The sequence below is a fragment of the Microcoleus sp. LAD1_D3 genome, assembly GCF_036702135.1.
Lineage (GTDB): Bacteria > Cyanobacteriota > Cyanobacteriia > Cyanobacteriales > Microcoleaceae > Microcoleus.
This window is the reverse complement of record NZ_JAUBSB010000039.1, coordinates 45,255-62,223: the sequence shown is the minus strand read 5'-3', so window position 1 is coordinate 62,223 and position 16,969 is coordinate 45,255. Positions and strand designations below refer to the sequence as shown.

Annotated in this window: 13 protein-coding genes and 1 riboswitch; of the genes, 7 read left to right on the top strand and 6 right to left on the bottom strand. The window is 48.4% G+C overall.

The features are described from left to right. Positions 1 to 476: 476 nt before the first annotated feature. The 6 genes from QUA74_RS20450 to atzF all read right to left on the bottom strand — a co-directional run bounded on the left by QUA74_RS20450 (position 477) and on the right by atzF (position 7,217). Positions 477 to 1,475: a glycosyltransferase gene (locus tag QUA74_RS20450; protein WP_333332948.1), complete on the bottom strand. Its 999-nt coding sequence runs from the start codon at positions 1,473 to 1,475 to the stop codon at positions 477 to 479. 105 nt (positions 1,476 to 1,580) lie between these two features. Then, positions 1,581 to 2,795 (bottom strand): response regulator, encoded by a 1,215-nt coding sequence (locus QUA74_RS20445; protein ID WP_333332946.1) that lies wholly within the window; start codon positions 2,793 to 2,795, stop codon positions 1,581 to 1,583. Positions 2,796 to 3,011: 216 nt separating this feature from the next. Beyond that, positions 3,012 to 3,242 carry a membrane protein insertion efficiency factor YidD gene (gene yidD, locus QUA74_RS20440; RefSeq protein WP_333332944.1) on the bottom strand — a complete coding sequence of 77 codons (231 nt, stop codon included), beginning with the start codon at positions 3,240 to 3,242 and terminating at the stop codon, positions 3,012 to 3,014. A 76-nt stretch (positions 3,243 to 3,318) separates the two neighbouring features. After that, positions 3,319 to 4,260 (bottom strand): tRNA pseudouridine(55) synthase TruB, encoded by a 942-nt coding sequence (gene truB / locus QUA74_RS20435; protein WP_333332942.1) that lies wholly within the window; start codon positions 4,258 to 4,260, stop codon positions 3,319 to 3,321. Positions 4,261 to 4,615: 355 nt separating this feature from the next. Continuing rightward, positions 4,616 to 5,362 carry a calcium-binding protein gene (locus QUA74_RS20430; protein ID WP_333332941.1) on the bottom strand — a complete coding sequence of 249 codons (747 nt, stop codon included), beginning with the start codon at positions 5,360 to 5,362 and terminating at the stop codon, positions 4,616 to 4,618. Between the two features lie 40 nt (positions 5,363 to 5,402). Next, positions 5,403 to 7,217 carry an allophanate hydrolase gene (atzF, locus tag QUA74_RS20425; protein WP_333332938.1) on the bottom strand — a complete coding sequence of 605 codons (1,815 nt, stop codon included), beginning with the start codon at positions 7,215 to 7,217 and terminating at the stop codon, positions 5,403 to 5,405. Positions 7,218 to 7,684: 467 nt separating this feature from the next. Next, a riboswitch (guanidine-I (ykkC/yxkD leader) is annotated at positions 7,685 to 7,835 on the top strand. Positions 7,836 to 7,979: 144 nt separating this feature from the next. Between atzF and QUA74_RS20420 the strand changes: the two genes are divergently transcribed. The 7 genes from QUA74_RS20420 (at position 7,980) to QUA74_RS20390 (ending at position 16,946) form a co-directional block, all read left to right on the top strand. Beyond that, positions 7,980 to 9,047, top strand: a complete 1,068-nt coding sequence (locus tag QUA74_RS20420) for an ABC transporter substrate-binding protein (protein WP_333332936.1) — start codon at positions 7,980 to 7,982, stop codon at positions 9,045 to 9,047. Between the two features lie 107 nt (positions 9,048 to 9,154). Further along, positions 9,155 to 10,006 (top strand): ABC transporter permease, encoded by an 852-nt coding sequence (locus QUA74_RS20415; RefSeq protein WP_333332934.1) that lies wholly within the window; start codon positions 9,155 to 9,157, stop codon positions 10,004 to 10,006. Positions 10,007 to 10,065: 59 nt separating this feature from the next. Continuing rightward, positions 10,066 to 10,842 carry an ABC transporter ATP-binding protein gene (locus tag QUA74_RS20410; protein WP_006630934.1) on the top strand — a complete coding sequence of 259 codons (777 nt, stop codon included), beginning with the start codon at positions 10,066 to 10,068 and terminating at the stop codon, positions 10,840 to 10,842. Between the two features lie 292 nt (positions 10,843 to 11,134). After that, entirely contained in the window at positions 11,135 to 11,869 is a 735-nt protein-coding gene (locus tag QUA74_RS20405; RefSeq protein WP_333332932.1) for an urea amidolyase associated protein UAAP1, read from the top strand. Between the two features lie 85 nt (positions 11,870 to 11,954). Further along, entirely contained in the window at positions 11,955 to 12,596 is a 642-nt protein-coding gene (locus QUA74_RS20400) for an urea amidolyase associated protein UAAP2 (protein ID WP_333332930.1), read from the top strand. A gap of 394 nt (positions 12,597 to 12,990) precedes the next feature. Continuing rightward, positions 12,991 to 16,608, top strand: coding sequence for an urea carboxylase (uca, locus tag QUA74_RS20395; protein ID WP_333332928.1), 3,618 nt, complete (start codon positions 12,991 to 12,993; stop codon positions 16,606 to 16,608). A 50-nt stretch (positions 16,609 to 16,658) separates the two neighbouring features. Continuing rightward, positions 16,659 to 16,946 (top strand): WG repeat-containing protein, encoded by a 288-nt coding sequence (locus QUA74_RS20390; protein WP_333332926.1) that lies wholly within the window; start codon positions 16,659 to 16,661, stop codon positions 16,944 to 16,946. Positions 16,947 to 16,969 lie beyond the last annotated feature (23 nt).

The window sequence follows — 16,969 nt, the reverse complement described above, 5'->3', positions numbered from 1 at the left end:
TTTGACAGACAATTTAAATGTCGTAACAGCTTAAGAGCGCTGAAGCGCAACTACATACCTTTGTTTTTGACAGACAATTTAAATGTCGTAACAGCTTAAGAGCGCTGAAGCGCAACTACATACCTTTGTTTTTGACAGACAACTTAAATGTCGTAACAGCTTAAGAGCGCTGAAGCGCAACTACATACCTTTGTTGAATATACCAGTTGCGTAAGTCTTATATACCTAAGTTCCTAGAAAACCAGTATTGTAACGTGCGTCGCCCGAAACAATCTGCAAGTGTCATCGAACATCTAAGAGCTCCGCACCCTACCGATTAGCACCACATAATATACCCTTGATGAGTACAATTAGGTGTATCTCACCTCCGTGAGAAGCGCTATAGATGGTTGGTAAAATCCGCCTTGACGCGCGCAAATTATACTATCACGAATCACGCAGAAATGACATACAAGCTCGATCAACTATCAACACAATCAAGCTGGCGTACCGAGAATCATCCACTGCATTAACTGCTGCCACTCGGGAGATCGAGCTAATAAATCTGCATCGAATTCATTTCCCGCATCCTGCGAAAACTCGGCGAAAGCTTCCGCCCAATTAATTACTGTTTCCACAGGCAAATAAGGCGTATAATTCCAAGAACGCTGCAAAAACTCTACCATCTCAACAGAATGACCGGTGCGGTACAAATACCAAGCAATCCACACTAAGGTACTGTACTTAATTTGCTTTTCCAACAAACGTATTTTATCGGGCAATTCGGGGCGGGCAAAAAAATTGTCCATGACTGCGGCGAGGGATTTAGCCTGCGGTAAACCTTTGTACATGGCGCTTTGTTCGTGCTGGCGGTAGCAAACAGTTACTTGCTGCAACCACTCTGCTTCGCATCCCATTAAGGCTAAACGCAGCACTAAATCTGTATCTTCCGCTGGGGGAAATCGAGGATCAAATCCGCCGGCGCGCTCTAACCACTGACGGCGAAATACCATCGCGCTGGGTAATACTGGTTTCCACCGCAGCCACATTTCTAAGTCTAATTTAGGGACATTTTGCCAGGGTTTGACATCTTTTAACGGTTCGCCTATACTATTAACTAGACGCCAACCGCTGTGGACGATTCCTAGATTTGGTCGCGCTGCAAATACAGCCATTTGTGCTGCTAATTTGTCGGGAAAAAAGTAGTCGTCAGCATCGAGAAAGGCGATGAATTCTCCTCGCGATAGCTCGATGCCGTGATTTCGGGCAATCGAAACTCCTTGATTTTGTTGGTAAATGTAGCGAATTCGATCGCCATATTTCTCTAAAACTAACTTGGTATCGTCTCGGGAGCCGTCGTCTACGACAATAATTTCCCAGTTAGTATAGGTTTGGTGCAGAACGCTATCTACGGCTTGGCCGACGTAAGCAGCGCAGTTGTAAGCCGGAATTACTACGCTCACCTGCGGGGTGCGATCGCTCGTAACATTACTCATAATTAATTATCTTAAATTCGATTGCGTCTTTATTTTACAACGAGCGTAGGGTGCGTCAAGAACTGACGCACCCAGTAAGGGCTTCTTGTGTTCATTAATTTGTGGTCAAGAATTTGCCAAGGTAAGTTGTTGTGAATTCAGTAAATCATGGGGGCGAATTGCTAAAGGGTGGCGATCGCCTTTTACCTTCAAATACTTGTCAACTATTTGCAAAACCTGTTCGGGATTGGCTGGCTTGCTCAAAAAATCGGAAGCACCTGTCAATTTCGCTCGCGTTCGGTCAATTATACTGTCTTGACTGGTCAAAAACACGATCGGAGTTTCCCGAAAAGCAGGTGCTTTTCGCAAAAAATTGCACAAAGCAAAGCCACTTGTCTTCGGCATCACCACGTCCATAAAAATTAACGCAGGCTTTTGTTTGGCCAGGAGGCCAACTCCCTGCATCGGGTCTTGAATTTTTAGGACTCGATACCCTTCCGGCAACAAAATTTGCTCTAAAAATTCGCATACTGTCGGACTGTCATCGATACAAGCAATCAAAGGGCGACCCGGCCCGGCCATCGCTGCGGCAAGGCGCCACTGTTCTATAGGCGACGGCAAGTCTGGTACTGTTCGGAAATTTACTAAACCCTGCTTGATGTAATTGACTAAAGCGCGAGTTGCCACTGTCACGCACTGCTTTTTCTTAAATGCAATATCCCAAAGAGTATTCTCGCCGTTGAATACGTTACCCAAAGCGATCAAAGAATTAGAACTAAATCGATTTTGCTGCAACTGGGCAGATGCTTTTAAAAGTGGTGCTTGTTCTGGATCTACCAGCCACAAACCCATTGCTTTCCACTTCTGCCAAATTTCTTCTGTACAACACAGAACTTTCTCTACTTCTGTTAAAGACAGCAGCAAAGAAGAGGTAATTGTAGAAAAATATTTCTGGGACGGACGCCACTCCCGGCGCAAACCCGATTGACCGATCAGAGCAAATAACACTTCGGAAAGGCTAGTGTGGACGATCGCCTTAGCTTGTTCCAGACTCATTTCGCTGGCTGCTATCCCTCGCTGAAGCAGTTGATATTCCCATAGTTCTCCAGCATCGAGGTTTCTGAGATCCACTTGAAAGTTTCGACAGTGTTGCCCGATCGCCCTGTACCAGCGCCTCGATCTGTGCGATCCTCCCGTAGCATACACCAAACAACCCTGGAAAAAGTAAAGTTGCCATTGTTGCTCCCCTTGCTCTAACAGGAGTTTCCCCGTTGCTTGTTTCTGGCTGAGTACAGCCAGAGTATGGGACAACATTTTGTATCCGATTGCGGTAGCAGACATATCAACTCGCATCCCCTGTACTCTGTTTGTACCATTATATAGCTGCTGAGTTTTGAAAGATAACAGTAATATTACTGAAGTTGGGTTAAGAAATACCACTAATTGTGAGAATTTAACCCTCTTAGGGAGTGATTCCCCTCGGTAGTTTTAGCCATGAGGATGCAACGCCTATTTGCACTATTAACTAATAACTAAACTACTGTTTGTGACTAATAACTAATTGCCCTCGCTATCTTTAGGAGGTACTGGATCGTAACCCCCTGGATGAAAAGGATGACAGCGTAAAATTCGCTTAACAGCCATTGAGCTGCCGCGTGCAGGCCCAAATCTTTCTATTGCTTGGATCGCGTATTGCGAGCAAGTTGGGTGAAATCTACAGGCGTTAGGCAGGTAAGGAGAAATCCCCATTTTGTAGCCTCGGATTAATCCGATTAGCAATTTTTTCACAATTTTTACCTCAGTGATTGATTAGATTAATAGGCCAATCTTGTCCCATACCTTTTTTCATTTTTATTTTAGATACTTAAAGCACAATTTGAGGAGATAATATGGTGCTTGTCTCTGAGTTGGCTACTTGACCGATACCTAAAAAATTACCGTCTCGATCGTAAACCTGCAAGGGATAGGGAGGTTCGGGTATTGGGTTGTGGGGGGGATGGTGGCTATTTTCCTCCTCTGGCCCGATCGGCGTTTCGGGAATTGGGAGGCGCTGTCCTTGAAACCAGCGTTTGGTATATTCAGGGGAAAGGACGATCGCCCCTAAATGTCCCAAAACCGCCGATGGCAAAATCGGGCAGAATTTATTCTCCTGCAATTGCAGTTCCAATTCTTCAAAACTGAGACTTTCCTCGATCAAAAAACCGCTACTTTCGGTGCGAGTCAAACAAGCCAAAGTACCGCCTGCATTCAGCATAGCGCCCAAATCCCGCGCGATCGCCCGAATGTAAGTACCGGCCCCGCAGGCGATCGACAAATCCAATTCAGGAAAATTCCCCGGCCGCCAATCCAAGATTTCCAGCCGAAAAACCTCGACCTTCCTAGCAGCAACTTCCACAGTTTCGCCTTTTCTAGCTAACTCATAAAGGCGTTTTCCTCCCACCTGAACCGCACTAAAACTCGGCGGGAATTGCTCAATTTTTCCTATAAATTTTGGCAGTGCAGCTTGCACTTTTTCCAAACTCAACTCTGGCGCCGGTCGAGAATCGATAATTTCTCCTTCTAAATCGTCAGTAGCAGTAGTTAAGCCAAACCGAATCGTACCTCGGTAAGCTTTATTGTGTTGGAGATATTGCAGCAGTCTGGTTGCTTTGCCCAGGGCGATCGGTAAAACGCCAGTCACAGCAGGATCGAGGGTTCCTCCGTGTCCGACTCGCTTGAGTTTCAATAGCCGGCGCACTCGCCCCACGCAGTCGTGAGATGTCATGCCGGCAGGTTTGTTGAGATTGAGAAAACCGTCAATAGTCATTAGGAAGTTCGGCAACGGATTTTGTAACGGATGTAACGGATATAACGGATGTAACGGAGGTCAGTCCGAGGGAAGTCGGAAGTCGGAAGAAGGAAGAAGGAAGAGGGAAGGAGGAAGAAGGAAGAATGCAACGGGCTATTTATGTAATTTAGCTGATAAAAGGAAGAAGGAAGAAGTCCGAGGGAAGCAGGAAGATGAAAAGTTTGGAGATTGATTTCCTTCGCAACGCGAAAGCTAACGTTACTCGCAACGCGCCAGCGGTTTTGAGTTAAAAAGTTCAACATTAAAAACTTAAAACTACAAAGTACCCGCAAGGGCAATTATCAATTCCCAATTCCCCATTCCCCATTACCAATTAAAGAATAAAGTCTGCCTGAGTGATAGAAGCGCGGGCAACTCCGAATAAAGTAGCGAGAGTTTCCTTGGTGCTTGTAAGCTGAATAATTGTACTCGGTGAAGTTCCGACCCCAGCGGAAATGGTGAGCTCGCCAAAGGTAAGGCCGGCTGCCAAGCGAATCTGATCGATACCATCAGTAAAGTCTGTAATCACATCACCATCTGCCAAACGCCCGATCGCAAAAGTATCGTTTCCGGCGCCGCCAGTTAAAGTATCTTGGCCGCGATCGCCGGATAAACAGTCATTGCCGATGCCACCAAACAGCGAGTCATCGCCGGCCCCCCCAAAAAGCGAGTCATCGCCCGCGCCTCCCAACAAAGTATCGGTGTCTTGGTTGCCAAACAGCAAATCATTACCCTCGTCGCCCAGCATTGAGTCAGAACCTTTGCCGCCGTAGAAAGTATCGCCGCCGGCGCCGCCCAAAACGCTGTCGCGGCCGGCACCGCCGAACAGCAAATCATTGCCAACGTCGCCCAGCAGTGAGTCATCACCGTCGCCACCGTAGAGCGAATCGTCTGCGCCTAAGCCCAAAATGCTGTCAGGGCCACCCAAACCAAATATCAAGTTAGCGCCCGCAGTACCTCTGAGGGAGTCGGGGCCGCTGGTGCCGCGAGTGCCGCCAGGTGCCCCGGAGGGACTGGTACCGCCGCCGGCGGGGGTTGGGGTTGTGACGGGAATTGGTCGAATTGGCACTGCTGATGGCATGATTCTGAAGATGGGTAGAAATTTGCCATTCTAACTTAGCCTAAAACCGGAAGTTATAAGCTCGCCAACCGCCCAGATCAGAAATATCGATCGCATCCACCACAGCATAAGGTTCGCACAAAAAGCCCTGCACCGTGGAGCCGTCCTCCAACACCAGCGTACCAATTCCCAAAGGCGGGGGAATTTTAGAGACAAATCCGCCGAAAGCTGCGATCGACAACTCCCAAACTTCCACCTCGATCGCACTACCGCCCTCTATCTGACGCACCAATCCCGGCTTGCCCAGAGCAGTACCCGTCAAAGCGTACAGCTTGTAAATCGGGATGGTACGGCAGGCGCGAACCAAAATGCCTCCCCCCTCGATTAGTTGATAATTCAGCGGCTCACCGCTCAAATGAGCGCCAACTACGGCTATTTTGACTCGTTTCTCTGAGGAAGATTTGGCAGCGATGGCGGGTTCCGGGAGGGTTGGCAGCGGCAGGCCGGTTGCGCCCAAAGTTCCCCCCAAGCGATCGTGGAAAGCAGAGCCCAGGCGGCAGAGCGATAGATCGTGCCACGCAGGAGCCATCAGTGTCAATCCTGCGGGCAATCCGCTGCTTTGAAACCCGCTGGGAACTGCGATCGCGCACAAATCGAGCAAATTCGCAAAGTTCGTGTAGCGACCGAGATTGGTGTTGAGCGCGATCGGCTCGGCTGCAACTTCTGCGACTGTATAAATCGTACCAGTCGTGGGAACCGCCAACACATCCATTGACTGCCACTGAATTTCTGCCTGCTGGCGGAGCTCGGCCAACCGGTACGACGCGCGGTAAGCCGCGACGGCATCGTAGCGTTTGCCACCGCTGATAATTTGGTAGACGATCGGATCGATATCCTCTGGGTGCGCGTCGAGGAAATCGCCGATCGCGGCCAACCTTTCTGCTACCCAAGGCCCGCCGTAGAGCAGTTCGGCAGCATCTGCAAAGGGTTTGAAGTCAATAGGTGCGATCGTGCAGCCCAAAGATTGCAAGCGCGCGATCGCCTCTCGGTAGCGCTGTTCGGCTTCTGCATTCCCGAAAAACTCGAGTTCGCCGTCTCCGGGAACTCCCACCCGCAAGCGGGATAAATCCGGCAAAACTTTCGTTTCAGGGCGACGAGAAAACGCATCCTCAGCGTCAAAACCGCTGGCTACTTGCAGCACAGAGGCTGCATCCGCACAGGTGAGAGCGAACACAGAAACGCAATCGAGCGATCGCACTGCCGGCAGCAGGCCACGAGTGCCGATCGAGCCGCAACTTGGCTTCAGCCCGACAATGTTGGTAAAAGCAGCGGGAACCCGCCCCGAGCCTGCGGTATCGGTACCCAGAGCAAAACTCACCAATCCGGCCGAGACTGCTGCTGCGGAACCGGAACTCGATCCGCCGGGGATGTAGCGCCGATCGAACGGATTGCGACAAACTCCATAAGGCGTGCGGGTTCCCACTAATCCTGTGGCAAACTGATCCATGTTTGTTTTGCCGATCGCGATCGCACCTGCCGCGCACAAACGCTCTACGACTGCGGACGATCGCGCTGGAGTGCGAGCAAACGGAGGACATCCCGCCGTAGTGGGAACGCCCGCCCAATCGAGATTATCTTTGATCGCAAAAGGTATTCCGTAGAGCGGCAATTGTTGCGGGTCTAGGTTTTCCAAGGCTTTGGCGCGTTCGAGGGTTTCCGCCTGCGGTGCTAAATAAATCCATACTGCCGGATCTGCATAGCGTTCGATCCGATCGTACACGCTGGCGATCGCATCTGCTGGCGCGATCGAGCCGGTGCGGTAGCGATCGAGCAGCGAATGAATGTCGAGACTGTTGCTGTAGTTAAATTTTTCCATAGTGCACCGTCAGTCGATTTTAGATTTTAGATTTTAGATTGAAGAAATGCCTTCAAAGGCTGTGCAAGGCGATCGTTATTAGAAATAGGATGCTAGTTTACCGCATTGTCGATCGTACTTGCATCTCGTCGAGGGAGCGAAGTATTTCTAAAGAAATATTCAACCCTCACCTTGCGGGTTGCGTCTTTTTGTGCAGGTAAACTTCGCGATTTCCAATCGCCCCATCTCATCGCCCGATTTAATCTTCCAAAAAACTTAATATTACAAATTCGAGAAAAACCGTTTTTTGTAACATTTTACACATTTTCGCATGAAGTTTGCTGTTACCGTTTGAAACGTAGCAATCTAGTAGGATTGCAAGCTACAGTATGCTTACCTTTCAAAAAGCTAAGTGCATTGCTGTTACTAACAGTCTCGAATAACTCCTTGGGTTGCAAACAGGACTTATACAGACAAAAAACTAAAAATTTAACCGCTTCTAGGGTTCCGATTTGAATCAGTTTCTAACTCCGCTTAGAAAGTTCAAGTGCTGGTCCGAGAGAAGCAGACTGGTTGTCCCCAGATTTAATTTTAGGGAAACACTAGCCAGTTACACGGCGGGATAAAAGCCCGGGAGAAACGCGATCGGTCATCAAGACTCGGTTCGTTAGCTCTCGGGCTTTATCCTTGTATATCAAGGGGGTTTGCGGAAGCTAAGGAAGCCAAAGAAGGTGCAAAAGCTCGATCGACATATTCACCTCTAACCTGCAACCAGAATATGCTATGAATATCCGATATTGGTCGCCTAAAATAACGCGATCGCCCTTGTCCTACTGCGCCATATTTTTCATCACCTTGTTTTTCGCTGTCGGCTGCGTCAACCCGGCAATTTATATCAAAACCACGACAGAAAGCGAAGCAGCTTCTTCAGTAAGTGCTGATGCAGTTAGCCTCGGATTCAGCGCTTGGCCCGGCTGGTTTCCTTGGCAAATTGCCAAAGAACAAAAGATATTTGAAGCCAACAATGTTGCTGTAGACTTAAAATGGTTTGACGGGTACTTAGAATCGATCAGCACCCTCACAGCAGGACAGATAGATGCTAACAGCCAAACCCTCGGCGATACCGTAAACTCTATATCAGGCGGCGCCGACCAAGTAATTGTTTTAGTCAACGACAACTCGACGGGAAATGACAAAGTGATTGTTGCCGAAGGCATCAATTCCGTCGCCGATTTAAAAGGAAAAAAAGTTGCAGCAGAGGAAGGTACAGTAGATCACTTTCTCTTATTGTTAGGGCTGAGAAAAGCAGGTTTATCAGTGCAAGATATTCAATTTATACCGCTGGAAACCGGCAAAGCTGCGGCGGCTTTCGTCGGAGGGCAAGTTGATGCGGTGGCAGTATTTGCGCCGTTTACCACGCAGGCATTAAAACGCTCGAACAGCAAGGAACTGTTTAGTTCAAAAGATTTTCCGGGGGCGATTTCCGACCATTTGGTATTCACGCGAAAGTTTATCGGCGAACACCCCGATCGAGTGCAAGCCCTGGTCAATTCATGGTTTGCAACATTGGAATACATGAAAGCAAATAAAGAGAAATCTTACGATATTCTAGCCAACCGCGCCGGAGTTAGTGTTGAGGAATACAAAGAATATGAAAACGGCACTAAGATATTTACGATCGAGGAAAACTTGAAAGCCTTTCAACCGGGAAATGACATGACATCATTGCAGTTTGCGGCGGCAGAAATGACCAAATTTCTCGTGGATGTAAATTTAGCAAAAACCCAACCCGATATCAGCACATTATTTGACGATCGCTTTATAAAAGCTTATGCCGAAGGTAAAAGCTAAAAGGCATAATTTACGATTGTGCAGACACAAAAAACCTTAAAAAAAATACTTTTTATAATCCCCAACATCTACTCCAATTACTCGACAAACCCTTCCGCAATTAAATCATGCCACCAAATCCCGATCCCCGATCGATCCAATCCCACCTCAAGCAAAAAAGCCTAAATCCCACCGTTTTCTGGCGGATTGCGGAAGAGATACCACAGCCCCTCAATATTGGGTTAACGGTAACATCGATCGCACTGCCGCTGCTGCTGTGGTGGCTAGTAACAACCTTCGCCGATGTAGACCCCAAATTTTTGCCTTCCCCCGGCAAAGTTTTAGAAGCATTTGGTCGGCTGTGGAACACTCGCGAACTTTTGAAAGACACGGTAGCGAGTTTGTGGCGGGTGGGAGTGGGCTTTCTGTTCGCCTTGGTTTTTTCCATACCAATTGGCGTGCTGATGGGCAGTTTTCCCAGTATTCGCGCCTTGCTGGAACCCATGTTCGGCTTGATGCGATATATGCCCGCACCAGCATTCATTCCCCTGCTAATTCTCTACTTGGGAATCGGCGAAGAACCCAAAATAATGCTGATATTTATCGGCGTCTTTTTCTTCAATTCGCTGATGGTGATGGATACAGTCAAGTTTGTTCCAAAAGACTTGATCGAATCTACTTATATGTTGGGCGGCAATCGCTGGGAAATCCTAACTCAAGTTATTTTTCCCCACGTTTTGCCGGGAATTCTTGATGCTAGCCGCATCAACCTAGCAGCAGCTTGGCAATTGGTAATCGTCTCGGAATTGATTGCGGCAACCGAAGGCTTAGGCCGCCGGATCAGTGTCGCAGGTCGATTTCTCCGAACCGATGAAATTTTTGTGGGGCTGATTGTCATTGGGGTGATCGGACTGACTTTTGACTTGCTTTTTCAATATCTGCTGCGGGTTTCTTGTAAATGGTCAAGCCAGAAACAGTAAGCAGATGTTAAAAAGCAGAATGGTATCATTTTTTTACTTACAATACAGAGGATAAACTCATGTTTTTGCAAATCAACAACCTCCACAAAAACTTTGAAACGAAAAACGGTAAGTTAGTTGTCCTCAAGGACATCAATATGAGCATCAAGCAAGGCGAATTTATCTGCGCGGTAGGCGCATCCGGTTCGGGGAAATCTACTCTGTTGAGGCAGATTGCGGGATTGGACAAGCCGACAACAGGGGAAGTGAAAATTGATGGCAAGGAAGTTGTTTCGCCTGGGCCGGATCGAGGTATGGTATTTCAGCATTACACTCTTTATCCTTGGATGAACGTGCAGGAAAATGCCGAGTTTGGTCTCAAACTTCAAGGCGTGTCCAAGAAAAAGCGGCGCGAACAAGCGAGCTATTATTTGAGTGTGGTAGGATTGACGCAGTTTGCTTCGTCGCTGCCGAAGGAATTGTCGGGCGGGATGAAACAGCGGGTGGCGATCGCCCGCGCCCTCGCTTCTGAACCTAAAGTGTTATTAATGGATGAACCTTTCGGCGCCTTGGATATCCACACTAAAGAATCGATGCACGAATTCATGCTCGATTTGTGGCGCCGCACTCAGATTACAATCTTTATGATTACCCACGATGTCGAAGAAGCGGTGTTTCTTTCCAATCGGATTTATGCTTTGGGCGCTCGTCCCGGTACAGTGAGAAAGGAAATGTCGATTAATTTGCCCGATCGCACTCCCAGCATTAAACGGCACGCTAAATTCCACGATTACCGCGACGAACTCATGGATTTGATGCGGAAACACGGACAGGAAGCAGTTGCAATGGCTGCTTAAATAGAAATAGGTTTGTAGTTGCACTTTTTGCACTCGCGCCAACAGTACAACGGCCAACCTAAGTAAGTGGAAACTTACATATTGCCCCATCCTCAATTACCTATTTAGGAACGGGCAAGATGCCCGTTCCACAAAACTCAATTTTATTGTGGAACGGGCATCTTGCGCGTTCTTGAGAATGGCGCAAGATATCAGTGGAGATAAATATTACTTTGGGAGAGGGTGAGTTTTGCCACTACAAAATACTATTTCTTTGTTTCGCTGACCCCCCAAAATACATCAAGAGGAACTTATGGTGCAACTATCATCGATCGACACAAATTCACAAATTGATTCTGACCTCGTATTAATGCAAGAAACCGTACCGGGCGGCGCGTACTGGTCGGGGGTCATCAAGCGGGGAAACACCCTGCGAATCACCGATTTAGAAGGCTCTCGCGGCGTTTCCATGCTGTGCTACAACGCCGATAATGCGATCGAACGTTTCAACGCAGCAGACACCGCCAAAATTCAATTCAATGCCTTTCTCAAACAAGGCATGGTGCTCTACACAGACATGGGGCGCATCCTATTTTCCATCACCCAGGACACCTCCGGCTGTCACGATTTGCTAGGAGGATGCAGCAACGCCATTAGCAATGCCAAAAAATACGGCGAAGGAGACTGGAAAAACTCCCGCGACAACTTCCTCAAAGCCTTAACTCGGTGGGGATTGGGCAAAAAAGATATCATGCCGAACCTCAACTTATTTACTCGCATTGCCGTCAAACCAGACGGCACGATGGAGTATCGCGAAGGCTGCGAGAAACCGGGTAGTTTTATCGATTTGCGAGCAGAAATGAACGTATTGACAGTTATCTCTAACTGCCCCCACATCCTGCATCCGGGTTCAATTTACGATCCAAAACCCATCCAAATTCAGATTGTGAAATCCCCCGCACCCGCACCAGACGACTTGTGCCGCACCGCCAACCCGGAAGCAGTGCGCGGCTTCACCAACACCGATGCTTGGTTCGTTCAACAATAAACCTCTTTTACAACTCAATCCTAGCCGCGTTCCGAAGCGGTGAAAAACAGCAAATTATCCTTTGCATACCTTCAGGAAAAAAACCATGCTTTTAACCAGCAAACGAATCCTAGATCCCGCACTAGCAATTTACAACGAAGTCTTACCAGCCAGACATCCCTGGTCTCGCGTCATCAAAAAAGGACAAATTCTTCGGATTGTAGATTTAGGCGGAAATCAAGCAGTAGACTTTTTAGTTTACAATGCCGATGACCCTTCCGAACGCTACAGTGCCCCCGATACGATCGTCCATCAAGGCAACATCTTTGTCACTACAAACAGCAAACTCATTTCCAACGAAGGGCGGGCCATGATGACCATAATTGCTGACTCCTGCGGGCGGCACGATACCTCCGGCGGCGCCTGTAGCTGCGAGAGCAATTCGGTGCGGTTTGGACTAGATAAAAAATACCAGCACGCCTGTGTTGAAAATTTCCTCGCCGCAATTCTTCCCTACGGTTTGGGCAAGCGAGATTTAGTCAGCAATATCAACTTCTTTATGAATGTTCCGGTTAGCGAAGATGGTACGCTTGAAATTGTTGACGGCATCTCCGATCCGGGAAGTACAGTTGATTTGCGAGCCGAAATGAACGCGCTAGTTGCTATTTCTAACTGCCCGCAAATGAACAATCCTTGTAATGCTTACAATCCTACGCCGATTCAGTTGATTGTTTGGGATGCGGTGTAAAGGAGGGTGGACACTCCCTCCGCAATCTTTTTAGGGGCGGTATCTCGTGAATTGGTGTCAACAAAGACGTTAAACGTAGTACCGATCTGCTGTCTGACGATTAGGGTTCGATCCCCCCTAGCCCCCCTTAATAAGGGGGGGACAAGAGCACTCAAAGTCCCCCTTATTAAGGGGGATTTAGGGGGATCGAGACTGGGCTACCAGCAAGAGATACGGAGGGTTTCAGCCTTAAGTTGACACCAATGGCTCTCGTGCTCACCCCACAATAAAATTTAATGTTTGTGGAACAGGCATCATTCCTGTTAAGCAAGAATAGTGCATGATGTAAGTAGACACCAATGCAATTAGCAATTATCAATTAGCAATTACCAATTATCAATTACCAATTACCTAAATGTTTAACAAAGTTTTGATTGCTAATCGCGGTGAAATTGCCTGCCGAATTATCCGCACGCTCGATCGCCTCGGAATTGCTTCGGTAGCAGTATATTCTGAAGCCGACGCCCGCGCCAAGCACGTTTTCGCCGCCAGCGAAGCCGTTTGTATCGGTGCAGCCGCCGCAGCCGAGAGTTATTTGCGCTTCGATCGCATTCTCGAAGTTGCGCACCAAACAAAAGCTCAAGCTATCCATCCGGGTTACGGCTTTTTGAGCGAAAATGCTGAATTTGCCGAAGCTTGTGCAAGCGAAAATATTGCATTTATCGGCCCGACTCCGAGTCAGTTGCGCTGCTTTGGATTGAAGCACACCGCGCGGGAAATAGCCGCTGCAAATCAAGTGCCGCTAACTCCCGGAAGCGAACTTTTAGCAAGTTTGGAGGATGCGGAAAAAGCGGCTGGGGCGATCGGCTATCCGGTGATGCTCAAAAGTACCGCAGGCGGCGGTGGCATTGGTTTGCAGGCTTGTTTTGGCGATCGAGATTTGGCAGAAGCCTTTGAAAAAGTACAGCGTTTGAGTCAAAGCAATTTTAAACAAAGCGGCGTTTTTTTAGAGAAATACATTCAAACAGCCAGGCACATAGAAGTCCAAATCTTTGGAGATGGCAAAGGCAATGTCATAAGCTTGGGTGAGCGAGATTGTTCGGTGCAGCGGCGCAATCAAAAAGTAATTGAAGAAACCCCCGCCCCTGCTATTAGCGACGAACAGCGAAATCAGTTGTACGGTGCAGCCGTGCGGTTGGGAAAAGCGGTAAATTACCAGTCAGCAGGTACTGTAGAATTTGTGTTTGATGTCGATGCGAAACAGTTTTATTTTTTGGAAGTCAACACGCGCTTGCAAGTTGAACATGGCGTTACTGAAGCTGTCAACAACATCGACCTTGTTGAGTGGATGGTAAAACAGGCTTCTGGGGATTTGTTTCCCCTGGAAGAGTACCGCTATCAGCCGCAGGGACACTCAATTGAGGTGCGAATTTATGCCGAAGATGCCGGCAAGAATTTTCAGCCGAGTTCCGGGTTGCTGAATCAAGTTGCGTTTCCCGAAAACGTCCGCTGCGACAGTTGGATAGAAACCGGCACGGAGGTTACTCCTTTTTACGATCCGCTGCTAGCCAAAGTCATCGTTTGCGGGGATAATCGAACCCAGGCGATCGCTCAACTCAAAGCTGCTTTAGATGCCAGTGAAATAGCGGGAATTGAAACTAATTTAGATTACCTCCGCCAGATTTTGGACGATTCCAGATTCAGCCGGGGCGAACTGAGCACGCGCTTTTTAAACTCTTTTGAATACGCACCTTTAACGATCGATGTATTGGATGGGGGAACCTACAGTAGCATTCAAGATTATCCGGGGCGGATTGGCTATTGGGATGTTGGCGTGCCGCCTTCAGGGCCGATGGATCATCTGGCATTTCGATCGGCAAATCGTTTAGTAGGAAATCCCGAATCGACAGCAGGATTGGAATTCACAGCGACAGGCCCAACTCTGCGGTTTAATGCCGATACAGTTATTAGTTTGACTGGTGCAATTATGAAGGGAACGCTAAACGGCGAACCAGTGCCGTTTTGGACAGCAATTCCCGTAAAAGCTGGCAGCATTCTCAAGTTAAAAGCCATTCAAGGCGGCGGCTACCGCACTTATTTAGCAGTCAAGCACGGCTTTAATGTCCCCGATTATTTGGGCAGCAAATCCACTTTTGTACTGGGCAAATTTGGCGGGCACGCGGGTCGCACGCTGCGTCCGGGAGATGTGCTTAAACTGCTTCAAACTGCCACTTTGGAAGCGGAAATATCTTTGCCTCCGGAACTAATTCCCACCTACAGCAATAATTGGGAAATCGGCGTTTTGTACGGCCCTCACGGCGCGCCGGATTTCTTTACTGAGTCCGACATCGAAATGTTTTTCTCTACAGAATGGCAGGTGCATTACAACTCGACGCGGACGGGCATTCGGCTGATCGGCCCGAAGCCCACCTGGGCGCGTCAAGACGGAGGAGAAGCGGGTTTGCACCCGTCTAACATTCACGATAATGCTTACGCGATCGGCACGATCGATTTTACGGGCGATATGCCTGTAATTCTCGGTCTTGACGGTCCGAGTTTGGGAGGTTTTGTCTGTCCTGCTACTATTGTGCAGTCGGAATTGTGGAAAATCGGGCAACTAAAACCGGGGGACAGCATTCGCTTTCACTGTTTGAGTTTTGCTGAAGCTTTGCAGCGGGAATTAGCACAAGATAGGCAAATTGCTACTTTTTGCTTGCCTGTTTTTGGGAAAAATGCGGAGGAATTTCCCGCAGTTTCCGCCTCTCCAATTTTGCACGAGATTCCAGAATCTCCGGGACAGGTTGCTGTTACTTACCGTCAAGCTGGGGATAAATATATTCTAGTTGAATACGGCCCGTTGGTGCTGGATTTAAATTTGCGTTTTCGGGCGCACGCATTGATGGAACAGTTGAAAGCAAATCCGTTGCCGGGTGTTATCGAATTAGTGCCGGGAATGCGATCGCTCCAAATTCACTTTGACAGCCGCCAGATATCCCAACAGCAGCTAATGCAGGCACTGATTGCGGCGGAGGCGAAACTTCCGGCGATCGAGGATTTGCAAGTGCCGGCGCGAATTGTGCACTTGCCTTTATCTTGGGAAGATGAATCGACGCTGTTGGCAATTGAAAAATATATGCAGTCTGTGCGATCGGATGCACCTTGGTGTCCCAGCAATATTGAGTTTATTCGCCGCATAAACGGGCTTGACAGCATCGAACAAGTCAGAGAAATTGTATTTAATGCTAGCTATTTAGTGATGGGTTTGGGAGACGTTTATTTAGGCGCGCCCGTCGCAACTCCCCTGGATCCGCGCCACCGTTTGGTTACTACTAAATACAATCCCGCCCGCACTTGGACTCCTGAAAATGCAGTTGGCATTGGCGGCGCCTATTTGTGCGTTTACGGGATGGAAGGGCCCGGAGGTTATCAATTTGTCGGCCGCACGGTGCAAATGTGGAATCGGTTCAAACAAACGGCGGATTTCCAGTCAGGTAAACCTTGGCTTTTGCGCTTTTTTGACCAAATCCGATTTTATCCGGTTTCCCATGAGGAATTGCACCGCTGTCGCGAAGCGTTTATCGAAGGGAAGTTTAAATTAAAGGTTGAGGAAATCACTTTTAATTTGAGAGAATACAATGAGTTTTTGCATTCTATTGCTAACAGTGCGGCTGAATTTAAAGCGCAGCAGCAGGCCGCATTTAATGCAGAGCGCGATCGCTGGGCTGCATCCGGGGAATTTGACGCTGAAGCTGCCGCAGAATCCTCGGCGGATGTGGGTTCTGAAACGGCTGCGGAGGTTACTTTGCCGATCGGTTGTGAGGCAGTTGTCGCTCACGTTTCGGCCAATGTTTGGCAGGTGCTGGTTAATGTTGGAGATGCGGTTGCAGAGGGCGATCGCCTGTTAATTTTGGAAGCGATGAAAATGGAAATTGCTATTACTGCTGATGTTGCGGGCACTGTTGCCCAGTTGTTTTGTGAAAAGGGGCAAACGGTGACAGCCGGACAAATTTTAGCGGCTGTTCAACTGAATTAATCCCTGTGTTGTCAGTTCGGGGACAGTAGAAGCCGTTGCATAATTGCGGGATGATTTTGATTGTTTTGTGGGATGAGTTCCTGAGCTCGTCCGATGTATTTTCGCCGCAGGCGGGACACCCCACAAGAATCATCCTCAAATTGTGCAACGCCCGCTCATTTAATGAAGGTTTAGCAGCAGTAAGGGCTTCAAAAGGGTGGGGATACATCAATCAAGCAGGCCAGTGTGCGATCGCCCCCCACTTTTCGGCGGCCGACAGTTTTTCGGAAGGCTTAGCCGCTGTCAAGCGCGATGGCAAATCTGGCTTCCTCAATCAAACTGGAAAGCTGGTCATTTAGGAGGTTAGGACTTTGTTTAGGCT